Origin of the sequence: Streptomyces spiralis (assembly GCF_014654675.1) — a bacterium.
Taxonomy (GTDB): Bacteria; Actinomycetota; Actinomycetes; order Streptomycetales; family Streptomycetaceae; genus Streptomyces; species Streptomyces spiralis.
Window position 1 is genome coordinate 99,627 of record NZ_BNBC01000029.1, and the last position, 14,948, is coordinate 114,574.

Consider the following 14,948-nt stretch of genomic DNA (forward strand, 5'->3'; position numbering starts at 1 on the left):
GAACGTTTGGGGCTGGTTGGATGTTGACCCTGGTACGACAGCTCGTCGAGCTAGAGAAGAGGCGACGTGACTACTGTTCTGACCCCCGCGAGCCCGCTGACGGCCGCTGATCGCTGCGACCGCTGCGGCGCCCAGGCATATCTGCGCGTCGTCCTGCTGAGCGGCGGAGAACTGCTCTTTTGCGCCCACCACGGTCGCAAGTTCGAGCCGGAACTCAAGAAGATCGCCGCCGAGATACAGGACGAGACCGAGCGCCTGACGTCTGTTCCGGCAAGCGCGTCCGAAGACGAGCGCTGATCCCTCGCACGACGAGCCAGCGCCGGCCAGGCCGGCGAACGGGCGGCCGCTCCCGACACAGGGGAGCGGCCGCCCGTTTTCACGGCCTCATGACCGGAGCTCCTGGTCCACGGCTCATGGCCGGGGTTCCCGGTCCACAGCTCATGACCGTCGATCCCGCACCATGGTCATGCCCGGTGATCCCGGTCAGGCCTCACCGTCCCCCTGGTGCGGCGCCCGGGAGCCGCCCGCCCGTGCGAGCGTCCGTACGACGTCGGACACCCGCGTGTAGACACCCGGGCTCCCCGCTCGTCCACAGCCACTCCCCCACGACACCAGCCCGATCAGCCGGCCCTTGGCGACCAGCGGACCCCCGCTGTCGCCCTGACAGGCGTCCCGGCCCCCTCTGGCCTCGCCCGCGCACAGCATCGTCCCGGGCTTGTACGTGCCCTCGGCACTGCCCGGATAGGCCCGCTCGCACTGGGCGTCGGACAGGACGTGCACCCGTGCCGCGTGGAGGCTGTGGGCGTAGGCAGCGGCACCGGTGGTGTCACCCCAGCCGTAGACCACTGCGCTCGTGCCCGGCGTGTACGCCGGGTCACCCGGGCCCGCCATGGGAATGACGGCGCTCCGCGGCAGCGGCTCGGTGAGGGTGAGCACGGCGAAGTCGCCCGCGTTGGTGGCCCTGTCGTACCGCGGATTGACCCAGATGGCCCGCACCCGGATCTCCTTGCCCCCACCGGAGAGCAGATCGGTACGGCCCGTGATGATCTTCAGGTCCCGTGTCGGTGGCGCGCCCACCACGTCCCCGCCGAGACAGTGGGCCGCGGTGAGCACGGCGGTTCGACTGACGGCCACACCCCCGCAGAACTGCCCCGCGCGCGTACCCCCGAACCGGTCACGGCTGGAGAGCGCCACGGTCCACGGGCTGTGCGACACATCGACGGGAAAGCCACCGATGACAACGCTGTCGGCGACCGCCGGGACCGCGTTCACCAGCGGTATCGCGGCCCCCGCCGCCGCAAGGACGAGCGGCCGGGCCAGCGCCCGGGCAATACGGCGTCGCATACGCACTCCTCACTCTGGGGTGGTCGTTGAACACCCAGAGTCGGGCAGACCGCCGCGAGCCGCAGCACGAAGGCCCGGCCCCCCGACGGGGGGCCGGGCCTTCGGTGACCTGGGGCCGTGACCTAGTCGAGGTAGTCGCGCAGGACCTGCGAACGCGACGGGTGACGCAGCTTCGACATGGTCTTGGACTCGATCTGGCGGATCCGCTCACGCGTCACGCCGTACACCTTGCCGATCTCGTCCAGGGTCTTCGGCTGACCGTCGGTGAGGCCGAAGCGCATGGAGACGACGCCGGCCTCGCGCTCGGACAGGGTGTCCAGCACGGAGTGCAGCTGCTCCTGCAGGAGCGTGAAGCTGACGGCGTCGGCGGGGACGACGGCCTCGGAGTCCTCGATGAGGTCACCGAACTCGCTGTCGCCGTCCTCACCCAGCGGGGTGTGCAGCGAGATGGGCTCACGGCCGTACTTCTGGACCTCGATGACCTTCTCCGGGGTCATGTCGAGCTCCTTGGCCAGCTCCTCCGGGGTGGGCTCGCGGCCCAGGTCCTGGAGCATCTGGCGCTGCACGCGCGCGAGCTTGTTGATGACCTCGACCATGTGCACCGGGATACGGATGGTGCGGGCCTGGTCGGCCATCGCTCGGGTGATCGCCTGCCGGATCCACCAGGTGGCGTACGTGGAGAACTTGTAGCCCTTGGTGTAGTCGAACTTCTCGACCGCGCGGATCAGACCGAGGTTGCCCTCCTGGATGAGGTCCAGGAAGAGCATGCCGCGGCCGGTGTACCGCTTGGCCAGCGAGACCACCAGACGGAGGTTGGCCTCCAGGAGGTGGTTCTTGGCGCGACGGCCGTCCTCGGCGATGATCTCCAGCTCACGCTTGAGCTTGGGGGCGAGCTTGTCGGAGTTGGCCAGCTTGTCCTCGGCGAAGAGACCCGCCTCGATGCGCTTGGCCAGCTCGACCTCCTGCTCGGCGTTGAGCAGGGGGACCTTGCCGATCTGCTTGAGGTAGTCCTTGACCGGGTCGGCGGTGGCGCCGGCCGCGGCGACCTGCTGGGCGGGGGCGTCGTCCTCGTCCTCGTCGGAGAGCACGAACCCGGCGCTCTCGGCGCCCTCCGGCTCCTCCGCGCCCTTGGGGTCCTCGAGCACCTCGTCCTCGAGAAGCTCGACGTCGTCCTTCTTGCCGGCGGTCTTCTTGGCCGCCGTCTTCTTCGCGGCGGCGGTCGTCTTCTTCGCCACCGTCTTCTTCGCGGCGGTCGCCTTCTTGGCGGCGGCCTTCTTGGGAGCGTCGTCCTCGACGGGCGAGTCGACGGCAGGCGCCGCCGGGGTGGCGGTGGCGGTGGCCTTACTGGCGGTCACCGTCTTGGCCGCGACCGTCTTGGTGGCGGTGCGCTTGGCCGGACTCTTCGCTGCGACGCTCTTTCGGGTGCGCTTGTTGGGCTCCGCGGCACTGACCATCAGCGTCACACCCTCTTCCTCGAGGATCTGGTTGAGGCTGCGCAGTACGTTCTTCCACTGAGTGGCCGGAATCTGGTCAGCTTCGAAGGCCCGACGCACATCGTCGCCGGCGATCTGCCCCTCAGCCTTTCCCCGCTCAATGAGCGCCATGACAGAGACGGACTCGGCGATCTCCGGCGGGAGCGTACGGGATGTGCTGGCCGACACGAACAACCTCTCGGAACGTTGGAAAACGGCTTCCGGCCCCGTCCACAGTGGACAGGAGCCGACCACCGGCCTGGGGATTGGGCCGACGGCGCGGGCGGGGGCCGGGGAAGATGCACAGCGCCGTGAACGGCGTCCGTATTCCCTCCGCGGCTGTCACCTCTTAGGTCATCGCGTTGTTCCCATGAGCGTTACGCCCATTCCGCGTGGCCCGAGTCACACCCCGTAAGCGCTCAAAAGTTGTCATAACCGGGCATAAAAGTTCACCAGTCGTCACCGACAGGCCGCTCCGGCGGGCCCTCTCAGGCCCCCTCCGGGCCCAGGCCCCGCCCGCCGGACCTCTCAGGGCCTCGCCCGCTCCTCATGCGCGGACCCCGCCGAGTGCGCGGAGGATCCGGCGGGGTCCTGCGAGAGGCCGCTCACTCACCGGCCGGGTGAGACCGCGGGAGGACGGCAGAGCCTGCCATGCCGTCCGCGCCCGGGGCAGCGCTGGTCGCTCAGTGCTCGCGCGGAGCGGGTACCACCCGCTCGATCTCGGGATGCACCGTGAGCAACTGGCGCATGGCGGCCTCGGCCGCCGCCCCGTCGCCGGCCGCCAGCGCGTCCACGATCCGGCTGTGCTGTGCCAGGGATGTCTCGTTCGGCCGATCACAGCCCGTGACGGGGCCGCCGGAGACCTGAAGAGCGGCCGAGACGATCCCGGAGAGGTGCTCCAGCATCCGGTTGCCTGCGATCTGGATCAGCAAGTTGTGGAACTCGGCGTCCGCGCGGGAGAAGGTGAGCGCGTCGCCCTGCCCCAGGGCGTGCCCCATGATCTCGACCATGTCGGAGAGGCGCTGCTGGACGTCCTCGCGCCCGTGCCCGGCGGCGAGCCGCGCGGCGAGCGGTTCGATCGTCCACCGCAGCTCGCTCAGCTCACGGCGCTGGTCGTCGCGCTGTGGCCCGAAGGCCCGCCACTCGATGATGTCCGGGTCGAGGAGATTCCAGTCGCTGACCGGGCGCACGCGTGTGCCGACGTTCGGCCGGGCGCTGACCAGGCCCTTTGCCTCCAGGACACGGAGCGACTCGCGGACGACGGTGCGGGACACCTCGAAGCGCTGGCCGATCTCCTCGGGCACCAGCGGGCGGTCGGCGCCGAGGTCTCCGGAGACGATCATCTGACCCAGCTGCTGAACGAGTTGGCCGTGCAGTCCGCGGCCTCGGCTGCCCGCGGCGCGCCGGCCCACGCGCCCCAGCTCCGGGTCCGCCCCCTCCCAGGCGGGGCTTGCGACGCGGTCGGGGACAGGTGCCTCCGCGTACGGGTAGCGGTCGAGTCCGCCCGGGCCGGCCAGACCGGAGTCTGAGTTGCGGGCGGCGGTCATCATGGTGTGCGCAAGGGTACTCACGGATCCTTTGTCGGCGTCGCTTCCAACTCCCTTGAGGTCTTTGGTGAAAAGCACACGAAAGGGTGATCGCTCACTCCGTCGCAATTGACGCCTTATCGGAAAGAAATGTGCTTTCCGTGGGGAGTTGCACACAATGCGCGACCGAAAGAGCGCGAACGGTTGTCATCTGACCCTGCTTCGCAGGGTCAGCACCAGATACCCGCCCAGCAGCGCGGCCAGGGACAACGCGAGCGCACTGCCCACAGGTTGCGCGATCACGCGAGCCGCGGCGGCCAGATAGCGGTCTCCCCCGAAGGGCCACTCCAGCAGGAACGTCCGGTGCAGCCTCGTGGGCAGACCCGCCGCGTCCCCGGCCGCCCCGCCCAGGACCTTCTGCACGACGGGTACGACGACGACCGGTACGGCGAGGACCGCCGCGAGCCCGGCGGTGGTGGAGCGGAACAGTCCCGCGGCCAGTACGCCGGCCCAGGCGCAGCCCACCATGAGGCCGATCCAACTCGCGCCGAGCCAGAGCCAGTCGCCGGGAACCTGGGTGAGCTCCCGTCCGTAGACGATGTAGAGCACCTCGGCGTCGCAGCCGATCGTGAGGAAGGCGAGCAGAAGCGCGGTGGCGCCGGCCACGAGGAGCTTGGCGGCGAGCAGCCCGAGACGGCGGGGCACGGTGCCGCGGTCCGCGGCCAGCGCCGGGTGGCGGAACTCGTCACCGAAGGAGAACGCGCCGAGCAGCCCGGCGCCCAGCGCCGCGGGCGGCAGGGGGAACTGCTGCGGCCACGCCGCCAGCAGCCGTGGCTGAGGGGTGTGGCCGAGCCGTCCCATGATCAGGGCCGTGAGGACGGAGACGACGAGGACGGCGCCGACGGTGACGAACCCCGTGCCGACGCCCGAGGCACGGCGCAGCTCATAGCGCAGGGGGCGCAGAGGGCTGGGCCCGAGTCGGACGGAGATCGGCGGAGGGAGCGGGGAGGAGGTACCGAGCGTGACGGCCTCCGCCGGACGTGGACGTGGGGTGGGGATCGAGGGCTGCGCGGCCGACTGGTGGCCGACCGTCGACTGGGCACTCGAGGACCGGCCGGCGGTGGTGGCGCGCGTGGTGCCGCGCCGAGAGCCCGCAGGGTGGGGACCCGTGCGGCCGGGGGTGGAGCGCTGCGGGGGTGAGGACCGTGGATTCGGGGACTTCGAGGACTTCGACGAAGAGGAGTGTGACGCGGCTGAGGAATCTGATGCGGCGGAGGGGAGCGCCTCGGGGGACTCCGCGCGCGCGGGGGCGGCCGAGGCCGCCGCGGGAGCGAGTGCGTCCTCGGCCTCGGCGGGGACGGGCACCTCCGGAGAGTGCGGGACCTGGAGCGGAGGGTCGCGGCGGGTGGCGGCGGAGTTGGTGTCGTGGCTGTTCGTCGTGGCCGGGATGTCCGTGCTCGTGGTGGCCGACGCCTCTGGACGGGCTGCGGCGGAGGCTGCCTCGGGGTGAATGCCGGCGGCGAAGGCATCGGGGTGTGTCCCGGCCGCCGGGGCCCGGGCGTCAGTGCCCACACCCCGGCCCCGGTCGTCGAGGGGGGTCTGCCCGGGGGTACTGCCGGCCCGCGCCGCCGGGGGCGCCTGGGCGGAGGGCGTCTGGTCGGAGGGTGCGTGGTCGTGGGCTGCGTGGTCGGTGTGTGCCGTACCGGAGGCTGCGCCGCTGCGCGTGGTGACCGAGGCCGCCTCGGAGGTGGTGACGAACGCCTTCTCGGCCGCTCGGTCGGCCGATCCCGCTTCCCGCCGCTCGGGCACCGTCCCACCCTCCGAGAGCCCGGCGGCGAACGTCTCCTCATCACCTGTGGTGGAGGATCCGGCGTCGGGGCCGGATGAGACGCCTGCGGCGGGGGCGGCGGCCGCCGCCCGTACCCCCTTGGCGGCCCGCACCACGACGGACTGCGCGCCACTGATGCCGACACCGGTACCCGGCCCTGCTCCCGCTCCCGCTCCGGCTCCGGCCCCCGGGCCCATGTCGCCCACTTCGTCGGCGAGTTGGTGAACGGGGATGCCGTGGCGGAACGCGATCTCGCCGACATCGGCACACGTGCTGCCGTAGACGCACAGACGGTTGCCCTCCTCGCGCACGACCTCGACGGAGCGGTGGGCGGTGCGGGCCTCCTTCGCCAGAAGGGCCGCGAGGCGGGTGGCGTGCGGGCTGCGGACCGCGACACGGGGGCGGAGCCGGTTGCGGGCGAAGTCCGCGACCTCCTGGTCGGCGACGACGGTGCCGCGATCGAGCGTGACGACGCGGTCGGCCGTCCGGGCCGCCTCCTTGGAGTCTGCGGTGGTGAAGAGGACGGTGCCACCCTGGGTCGCGTGAGCCCGCAGCATGCCGTGCAGCCAGCGGCTTTCCCGGGGGGAGAGTCCGTCGGCCGGGTTGTCGAGGACCAGCGTGTGCGGATCGGACAGCAGGACGCAGGCCAGGCCCAGGCGGCGGTCCATACCGCGGGACAGAGTGCCCAGGCGCTCCTCCCGGAAGCTGACCAGCCCGACGACCTCGAGGACTTCGTCGGCGCGCCGGGCCGGAAGGCCCGAGGCCGCGCACAGCATGCGCAGATGACCGCGGACCGTGCGGGACGGGTGTCCGGGGACGTCGCCCAGGAGGACACCGACCTCGCGCGACGGGTGGGAGATGCGGTGCAGGGGACGGCCCCTGAAGTAGGTGATGCCTCGGCCCTGTTGGAGTTCGAGCATGAGTCTGAGCGTCGTCGTCTTGCCCGCGCCGGGCGTTCCGAGGAGCGCGGTGACTCGCCCCGCGTGCGCTTCGAAGGTCACGTCGTCGACGGCGGGCGGAAGGTCCTTACGGGAGTCGCTGGTCAGTCCGAAGGCCTGGATCACCCGCAGCAAGATAGCGCGTTATGTCCGTTTTTTCGGGTATCGCGGGGCGCGTTCGACATCGTCGCCACCCTCACCCGACCTGGTGTTCGCCCTTCGCAAGAAGAACCGGTCGATGGAGCGGCACACGGGTGCGCGGAAGGTCAGACCTCGGGGCGCAGCATCGGCGGGTTGAGCAGGGTGGCCCCGCCCGCCCGGAAGAGCTGGGCCGGCCGGCCGCCCTGGCGGGTGGTCGTGCCCCCGGTGGGCACCAGGAAGCCCGGGGTTCCGGTGACCTTGCGGTGGAAGTTCCGCGGGTCGAGCGCCACACCCCACACCGCCTCGTAGACACGGCGCAGTTCCCCGACGGTGAACTCGGGTGGGCAGAACGCGGTCGCCAGCGACGAGTACTCGATCTTGGAGCGGGCGCGCTCCACTCCGTCGGCGAGGATCTGGGCGTGATCGAACGCGAGCGGGGCCAACGCCTCGCCGTCGCGGTCGTAGGCACTCGGCTGCAGCAGCTCTTCCACGGGCGCCCACCGGGCGTTGCTGGCGTCGCCCCCCGCCCGGGGCGCGGGCAGGTCGGGGGCAAGGGCGAGATGGGCGACGCTGACGACGCGCATGCGCGGATCGCGCTTCGGGTCACCGTAGGTCGCGAGCTGCTCCAGGTGAGCGCCATGGTCCTGGACGGGAGCGGACGGGTCGTGCACCTGCAGTCCGGCCTCCTCGGCCAGCTCACGCGCCGCTGCCTGCGCCAGGTCCTCGTCCGCCCGCACGAAGCCGCCGGGGAGTGCCCAGCTTCCCTGGAACGGGGGCTCTCCCCTGCGCACCGCCAGCGCGCACAGGGCATGGCGGCGCACGGTCAGCACGACCAGGTCCACGGTGACGGCGAAGGGCGGAAAGGCTGACGGGTCGTAGGGCATGCGGCGATCATAGTCGTCTGCCTGACGATAAACACTCCCTTCGTCGGCCGCATCGATGACTGGTCCCCTGTGCTCCGCCGTACGACTCACGGTCCGCCTCCCGACTCCGTCCGCTGCCGCGTCGTACGAGGTCACACTCCCAGTTGCAGCCCGTCGGCCGCCTCCTCGACCAGGGCGAGTCCGAGTCTGCTGACCCGTACGGAGAAGGGGGCCCCGGCGACCCGCAGTCCCGTGAATCCGATCTCGCCGAGGGGTGCGGTGCGCACCGGGCGGAGCGTGACCGTCCGGGCCGGGGCGTCGGGGCGGATGCCCGCGAGCGTGGTCAGCAGCAGAACGACGGCGGCCGCTGCCGTGGCCGAGGGGCGACAGGCGGCGGGGTGGAGCACGGGGCCGCTGCCGTCGATGCGCTGCTCCCCGGCGAACATCTCGGGCAGCCGGTGACCGAAGGCCTCGGCCGCGGCCAGGACGCCGCGCAGCAGCGAACCGGCCTCCTTCTCGTAGCCCGCGGCGGCCAGTCCGGCGACGGCGACGGCCGTCTCCGCCACCCGTACCGCTCCGGAGCGGTGACCGAAGGGGTTGTATCCCGGCTCCTTCACGGCGAGCCCGCGCAGGCCCCAGCCCGAATCCATGGCCGGTGAGCCGAGCAGGCGGGCGAGCTGTTCGGTCTGCACCTTGTCGAGCAGCCCGGGCGCCGGCTCGCCCCCGCCCACCAGGCCCGTGTCCAAGAGGTGGACGGCGGCCGCGTCGAGGTGCGGCAGCAGGCGGCCGTCGGGTGCGCGGCCGGCGGCCGGTCTGCCACCGCCGCGGTCCTCGATCCAGAAGTCCTCCCTGAACGCGGTCCGCAACTGCTGCGCCCACTGCCGCAGCTCCGTGGCGCCGGGCCGGCCGAAGGCGTCGAGCAGATCGGCCCCGAGCACGGCCGCGCGGTGAGCGTGCGCCTGGGTCTCGCAGCGGACCGGTCGGCCGGGCAGCGGGTCGCACAGGTACGTGCCGTCGCCCACGGCCGTGCTCAGCCAGGTCAAGCAGCGCTCAGCCGCGGGCAGCAGGCCCTCCGTCTCCCGCTCGGCGAGTCCCCAGCGGCGGGCTTCGGCGAGGAGGGCCGGGAAGAGCAGGGTGGCCTCCGTCCCGGTGCAGCCGGGTGGAAGGTGTGGGCCGGCGTCCCGCCGGGGCCCGGGAATCATGCCGTACTGCGGGCCGGCGTCCGTGCGTTGGGTACGGGCGAGGGTACGGAGCGTGCCGGCCGCCAGCCGGGTGCCGAGGGGCAGCACCATGCGGGCTGCCACGAGCGCCTCGGCCGGCGCGAGGCCGCACCGCCAGGGCGCCCCCGCCGCCAGGTGCAGGTCGGAGGGGTGCATCGTATCGCGCAGCAGCAGGGCCTGGAGGTCGTCGATGCTGGTGTGCAGCAGTTCCGCCACTCCCGGGGCGTCGCCGGTGGCCCGTGCGGTGGCGAGGGGGCTCGTCGCCGTGCGGCCGGCCGCACGGACGGGTCCCGCACCGTCCTGACGTACGCGCAGTTCCACGCTCACCGTGGCGCCGGGGGCCAGTTCGAGCTCCCAGCGCAGCAGCCCCGCGGCCGCCAGCGCATCCGCGGGGGGCGGGTCGGCGGTGACGGAGGCGCTCGCGCCGGCGCGGGACCAGCGCAGGCCCGAGCCGCGGACGCTCGCGGGGAGTTCACCGCCCGCGTGGCCGGAGGCGATCTCGCCCAGTTCCGCCAGGTCCGTGCCGAGGGCCACCTCGAGGGGCAGACGCAGCGGCCGGGGAGAGGCGCTGCGCAGCGTGATCCGTTCCGCGCCCTCCGCGTCACGCGTGCGTTCCACGACCACGTCCGGGTCCGGGCCGGTGCCGGGGGACGCACGCAGGGTGCCGACGAAGCGGGCACGATCGGCCGCGGTCATCTGGGCCTGGACGATCAGCGGCTCGCGCCCGGCGACCCGCACCTGGCAGCGGGAGAGCAGGCGTCGGCCCGCACGGTAGAACCCCTCCAGGCCGCGGCCGCTCAGCTGCCCCCGCGCGGTGGAGATCACCAGCCCGGGCAGGGCTACGCAGATCATGGCGTCGTGGGTGGAGGGCAGGTCCATGGAACGGCGCCGAGCCGACGGCGACGCCGACCCGGTCCGTCGGTACGTCGGCGGCGGACGCCGTTCGCCGCTGTCGGTCCGGGGCCACGGAGGGCCGTCCCCCTCCCTGGCGGTCGGTACGGGGTCGCCGAGAACCGCGGCGTCGCCGGCGGTGCGGTGCGGAGTCGGCTGGTGCATGGGCGGCTTCCTGTTGCGCTCTGTGGGCGTGGGACGTGTTCCGTGCCGGGCTTGGGCTCCGGAGGGGCGAGGGACGAGACGGCGGAGTGTGCTGATCAAGCGCTCCGCCACTCAGGTGAACGGACCACGCCTCGTCCGGGTCACGCCCATGGCCGGGGAAGACGACCGAACGGCGGCTGGTCGGATGCCGTGGGCCGCTCGCCCGGCCCTGCTCATGTGTCGTGCCGACGGATCTCGCACCGTGGGTCCGCAACCGTGCGGCAGACGCCTCGGCGGCGGGTGCCGCTCCTCGCCGTGCCGCGCGGGCGGACGCGGCCCGGCTCCCTGGACGAGCCGGGGTGTGCGCTGCCGGTCCGGGCCGTCGCCGGGCGCGTCGCATCAGAACCCGCGCAGGCTGGGCCCGATCCCTCGGCGCGGGACCGAGGCGGCCGGGAGGACGACGCGTCCGGCATCGAGGGACAACTGCCTCCGGCGCCGGTCGCGGTAGGCCGGGCCACGGGCTCGGCGACGGCTTCGGTACTGCGCCCGTGCTCCCCCGCGCCGACCTCCGCCAGGTCTTCCGTCGCTGCACCGTTGCCGGCGTCCGCCGGGTCTTCCGTCGCTGCACCGTTCCTGCCGTCGAGACCTCGCGCGACGGCCCTTTCCGTACTGTCTCCCAGGTCGCGGTCTCCCCCGTCGTCCGTCTGTCCCGTGTTCTGCCGCGGGCTCCCGGTGCCAGCGTCTCCGGAAGCGGACCGCGCCCGCGCCTCGCGCTCCGCGCGCAGGCAGCGGCGGACCGATTCCGGGTCCAGGCCCTCGTTGCAGGCCTGGTGCAGAAGGCGGGCGAAGAGGTAGTCGGGGTCCGCGCCCAGCGCCATGGCCAGGGCCTCCCTGGCCTCGATGCCGTCACCGACGGACCAGGCCACCCAACCCGCGAGGGTCAGCGGCGCAGCGGCGTGCTCGCCGTACGGGCCGACGCAGCGGCGGGCCAGGGCTCGCCACAGCCGCAGTGCCGGGCCCGCCTCGTCACCTTCCATCCACTCGGCCGCACGGTCGCGCGTGGTGCGGTCCTGCAGGCCGAGGATCAGCGTGGCGGCTTCCTCGTCCTGGAGCAGTCGGTCGTCACGGAGGTCGGCGGCATCGGCCCCGGAGGCGGCGGGTGCCTCGGCGAACCGCCGCATCACGCGCTCGGCGAGCCCCAGGGTCTTCTCGGCCACGGCAGTGCGGCTGGCCTCGTCGAGGATCTTGGGCACCAGGGCCATGCCGGCGGCGTCCAGCGCGATCTCCTGGCTCCGGGCGGCGGAGGTCTCCCAGGGGAGCAGCCTGGCACGCAACTCCCGCAGGCTGCCCCGCACCTGGATTCCGGCGTAGGCCGCCGCGGCGGCCAGCACGGAGGTGCCGGGCAGCCCCATGGGCAGTCCCTCGTCGGGACAGCACCTGTCGTTCGGGCAGCAGTAGGACCAGAAGCGGCCGCCGGAGATGCACAGCGCCTCGATCACCGGAACGTCGAGGCGGCCGCACTCCGTGCGCAGCTTCTGGGCCAGCGGCCGCAGCCGCTCCATGACCTCTCGCCCCGACTCCCCCGCCGAGGGCTCCTGGCACAGAAACACGACCATCTGTTCGGGCTTGACGCCCCGGCGCTCGCCTCCCGTGATCAGGCCCTGTGCCAGCTGGCGGGCCGCCGACGGCCAGTCGTCGGTGTGGGGAGGGATGCCCAGCCTGGCACGGCCGCCGAACCGGCCGCGTCCGCCCTGGTCGTGCAGCGCGACCAGCACGATGCTGTCCTCGGGTCGGTACCCGAGCAGATACGGCAGGGCGTCCGCGAGTTCGGCCGGGGTGCGCAGGGTGACCTGGTGTTCGGGGCCGGGTCCTTCGTAGGAGCCGGGTCCACCGTAGGAGACGTCGCCGTTGCCGAAGGGTCCGGTCGTTTCGCTGTGATTCGTCATGCGTCGACGATCTCGCGGAACTCCGATCTCCGCTTGAGCCTGTGGATAACTCCCATCAGGGACACATCAAACGACTCGGCCCATCACGCCAGGAAACCCATCCAACGGGGCAAGCTCAGGCAGTCGCGGCAAGCACCAACGGAAGAACGCCTTCACTGCCCGCCCGACGAAGGAGACGAGCGGTGACGGCGAGGGTCCAGCCGGAGTCGGTGTAGTCGTCCACGAGCAGGACGGGACCGGGCGAGCCGGCCAGGGCGGCAGCCAGCTCCTGAGGAACGGTGAAGGCGCCGGACAGCGCCCTGAGGCGTTGGGCGGAGTTGCTGCGGTGTGCCGCGTGCGCACCGCTCGGTGCGGTGTACGCCAGGGCGCCCAGGAAGGGCAGGCGGCCGATGGACGCGATGCCCTGGGCGAGGGAACCGACCAGGTGCGGCCGGGTCAGGGACGGCACAGCGACGACTCCTACCGGCCGCGCCGAGGCGTCCGGGACGCCGGGCGCCCAGCCGCCCGGAGAGCGCGCCCAGTCGGCGAGGACCGCCACGGCGGCCCGCAGCACGTCGTCGGGGACCGGGCCGTCGGGCGCACCCTCGGCCAGCAGCGGGCGCAGCCGGTTGCCCCAGCCGATGTCCGAGAGCCGCCCCAGGGCACGCCCCGTGGAGCACTGCTCACCGGCTGGGATGCGCCCCTTGAGGTCGATGCCCAGTGCGGTCATACCCGTCGGCCACATCCTGCGCGGCTCGATCTCCACTCCCGGGCGATCCAGTTCCTTCGCCGCCCCCGCCAGGGCCTCCGGCGAGACGGAGGAATCGGTCCAGGCCCCCGCGCAGTTGTCGCAACGGCCGCACGGGGCGGCCCCCTCGTCGTCCAGCTGCCGCCGCAGGAACTCCATCCGGCACCCGGTCGTGCTCGCGTAGTCGCGCATGGCCTGCCGCTCGGCCGCCCTCTGGCGCGCCACCCGGGCGTACCGCTCGGAGTCGTAGACCCATGGTTCGCCGGTGGAGATCCACCCGCCCTTCACCCGCTTCACGGCACCGTCCACGTCGAGCACCTTGAGCATGGCCTCCAGACGGGTGCGCCGGAGATCGACGAGGGCCTCCAGAGCCGGCACGGACAGCGGTCGTCCCGCGTCGGCGAGGGCCGAGAGGGTCTGGCGGACCTGCGACTCTGGCGGGAAGGCTGTATCGGCGAAGTAGCGCCAGATGGCCTCGTCCTCCTTGCCCGGCAGCAGCAGTACATCCGCGTGCTCGACACCGCGACCCGCGCGGCCGACCTGCTGGTAGTAGGCGATCGGCGAGGACGGTGAGCCCAGGTGCACCACGAAACCCAGGTCCGGCTTGTCGAAGCCCATCCCGAGCGCCGACGTGGCGACCAGCGCCTTGACCCGGTTCTCCAGCAGGTCGGCCTCGGCCTGCAGCCGGTCGGCGTTCTCCGTGCGCCCGGTGTAGGAGGCCACCCGGAAGCCGCGCTGCCGCAGAAAGGCGGCGGCCTCCTCGGCCGCGGCCACCGTCAGCGCGTAGACGATCCCGGAGCCGGGCAGCTCGTCCAGGTGCTCGGCCAGCCACGCCAGGCGGTGCGCGGCGTCCGGCAGCCGGACCACACCGAGCCGCAGGCTCTCCCTGTCCAGTGGGCCGCGCAGCACCAGGGCCTCACCGGCACCCGTGCCCAACTGCTCCGCCACGTCCGCGGTGACCCGCGCGTTGGCCGTCGCCGTCGTGGCCAGCACCGGCACACCGGCCGGCAGCTCCGCCAGCATCGCCCGCAGCCGGCGGTAGTCGGGGCGGAAGTCGTGCCCCCAGTCGGAGATGCAGTGCGCCTCGTCGACCACCAGCAGGCCGGTGGTGGCCGCGAGCCGGGGAAGCAGTTGATCACGAAAATCCACCGAATTCAGGCGTTCCGGGCTGACGAGGAGGACGTCGGTCTCGCCGCGTTCGACCTCCCCGTGGATGGCGTCCCATTCCTCCGGATTGGCCGAGTTGATGGTGCGCGCCCGGATACCGGCCCGCGCCGCCGACTCGACCTGATTGCGCATCAACGCCAGCAGCGGCGAGACGATCACCGTGGGGCCGGATCCACGTCGGCGCAGCAGTGCGGTGGCGACGAAGTACACCGCGGACTTGCCCCAGCCGGTGCGCTGCACCACCAGAGCACGGCGGCGCTCCTCCACCAGAGCCGCCACCGCCTGCCACTGATCCTCCCGCAGCCGCGCCGACGCCCCGGGGTCACCGACCAGTTCGGCGAGGATGGCGTCGGCCTCGGCGCGGAGCTTCAGATCGTCCATACCCCCATGCAACCCGACGCCACTGACAATCGGCCACTTCACATCGCGTGACGACCGGCTCACAAGGCACCGTCGGTGCCTGTTCCGGGGGGTGATGTCGCAGGTCCTCACCGTTCAGGGCCGAGTGCGCACCGGGCGCGTACCGAGCGTGTCGGACCGGCTGCTCAGGCGTCGCGCGACGACACACGGGGTAGGGATATAAGACACGGGTCACCTGATAACGGTCGGTGGCCCCAATTGCTCGTTGCCGCATCCCAGTTCGACAGGAAGAATTGAAGTCCGCTCCCCGCACGGCTCGGCCGTGGTCCGGTAGGGCTCTGCTGCGGTGTGCGCTCCCCCGAATCCGACCCCGCCCGTGCG

General features: G+C 72.5%; 9 protein-coding genes. 1 reads left to right on the top strand and 8 read right to left on the bottom strand.

Annotated elements, in window-relative coordinates:
* Window positions 1–66: 66 nt before the first annotated feature.
* The gene (locus IE318_RS27100; RefSeq protein ID WP_030171920.1) at window positions 67–297 is read left to right on the top strand and encodes a DUF7455 domain-containing protein; all 231 of its coding nucleotides are present in this window, start codon (window positions 67–69) and stop codon (window positions 295–297) included.
* 186 nt (window positions 298–483) lie between these two features.
* On the opposite strand, the gene IE318_RS27105 is transcribed toward IE318_RS27100, so the two are convergent.
* The 8 genes from IE318_RS27105 to IE318_RS27140 all read right to left on the bottom strand — a co-directional run bounded on the left by IE318_RS27105 (window position 484) and on the right by IE318_RS27140 (window position 14,588).
* Complete coding sequence (locus IE318_RS27105; protein WP_189904477.1) at window positions 484–1,344, bottom strand: S1 family serine peptidase; 861 nt, start codon at window positions 1,342–1,344, stop codon at window positions 484–486.
* Window positions 1,345–1,466: 122 nt separating this feature from the next.
* On the bottom strand, window positions 1,467–3,005 hold the full coding sequence (locus IE318_RS27110) for an RNA polymerase sigma factor (RefSeq protein WP_189904479.1): 1,539 nt from the start codon (window positions 3,003–3,005) through the stop codon (window positions 1,467–1,469).
* Window positions 3,006–3,499: 494 nt separating this feature from the next.
* Window positions 3,500–4,387: a FadR/GntR family transcriptional regulator gene (locus IE318_RS27115; RefSeq protein WP_189904481.1), complete on the bottom strand. Its 888-nt coding sequence runs from the start codon at window positions 4,385–4,387 to the stop codon at window positions 3,500–3,502.
* Window positions 4,388–4,549: 162 nt separating this feature from the next.
* Window positions 4,550–7,234, bottom strand: coding sequence for an ATP-binding cassette domain-containing protein (locus IE318_RS27120; RefSeq protein WP_373311284.1), 2,685 nt, complete (start codon window positions 7,232–7,234; stop codon window positions 4,550–4,552).
* Between the two features lie 140 nt (window positions 7,235–7,374).
* Window positions 7,375–8,133: an NUDIX hydrolase gene (locus IE318_RS27125; protein ID WP_189904485.1), complete on the bottom strand. Its 759-nt coding sequence runs from the start codon at window positions 8,131–8,133 to the stop codon at window positions 7,375–7,377.
* Window positions 8,134–8,264: 131 nt separating this feature from the next.
* Complete coding sequence (locus tag IE318_RS27130; RefSeq protein WP_189904511.1) at window positions 8,265–10,211, bottom strand: glycogen debranching N-terminal domain-containing protein; 1,947 nt, start codon at window positions 10,209–10,211, stop codon at window positions 8,265–8,267.
* A gap of 389 nt (window positions 10,212–10,600) precedes the next feature.
* Entirely contained in the window at window positions 10,601–12,313 is a 1,713-nt protein-coding gene (locus IE318_RS27135) for a DUF4192 family protein (RefSeq protein WP_189904487.1), read from the bottom strand.
* Between the two features lie 115 nt (window positions 12,314–12,428).
* The gene (locus IE318_RS27140; RefSeq protein ID WP_189904489.1) at window positions 12,429–14,588 is read right to left on the bottom strand and encodes a RecQ family ATP-dependent DNA helicase; all 2,160 of its coding nucleotides are present in this window, start codon (window positions 14,586–14,588) and stop codon (window positions 12,429–12,431) included.
* Window positions 14,589–14,948: the final 360 nt, after the last annotated feature.

Excerpts from the sequence above, each read along its gene's own strand:
- IE318_RS27140 (WP_189904489.1), bottom strand. The coding sequence starts at position 14,588 with ATGGACGATCTGAAGCTCCGCGCCGAGGCCGACGCCATCCTCGCCGAA.
- IE318_RS27125 (WP_189904485.1), bottom strand. The coding sequence starts at position 8,133 with ATGCCCTACGACCCGTCAGCCTTTCCGCCCTTCGCCGTCACCGTGGAC.
- IE318_RS27105 (WP_189904477.1), bottom strand. The coding sequence starts at position 1,344 with ATGCGACGCCGTATTGCCCGGGCGCTGGCCCGGCCGCTCGTCCTTGCG.
- IE318_RS27135 (WP_189904487.1), bottom strand. The coding sequence starts at position 12,313 with ATGACGAATCACAGCGAAACGACCGGACCCTTCGGCAACGGCGACGTC.
- IE318_RS27130 (WP_189904511.1), bottom strand. The coding sequence starts at position 10,211 with ATGGACCTGCCCTCCACCCACGACGCCATGATCTGCGTAGCCCTGCCC.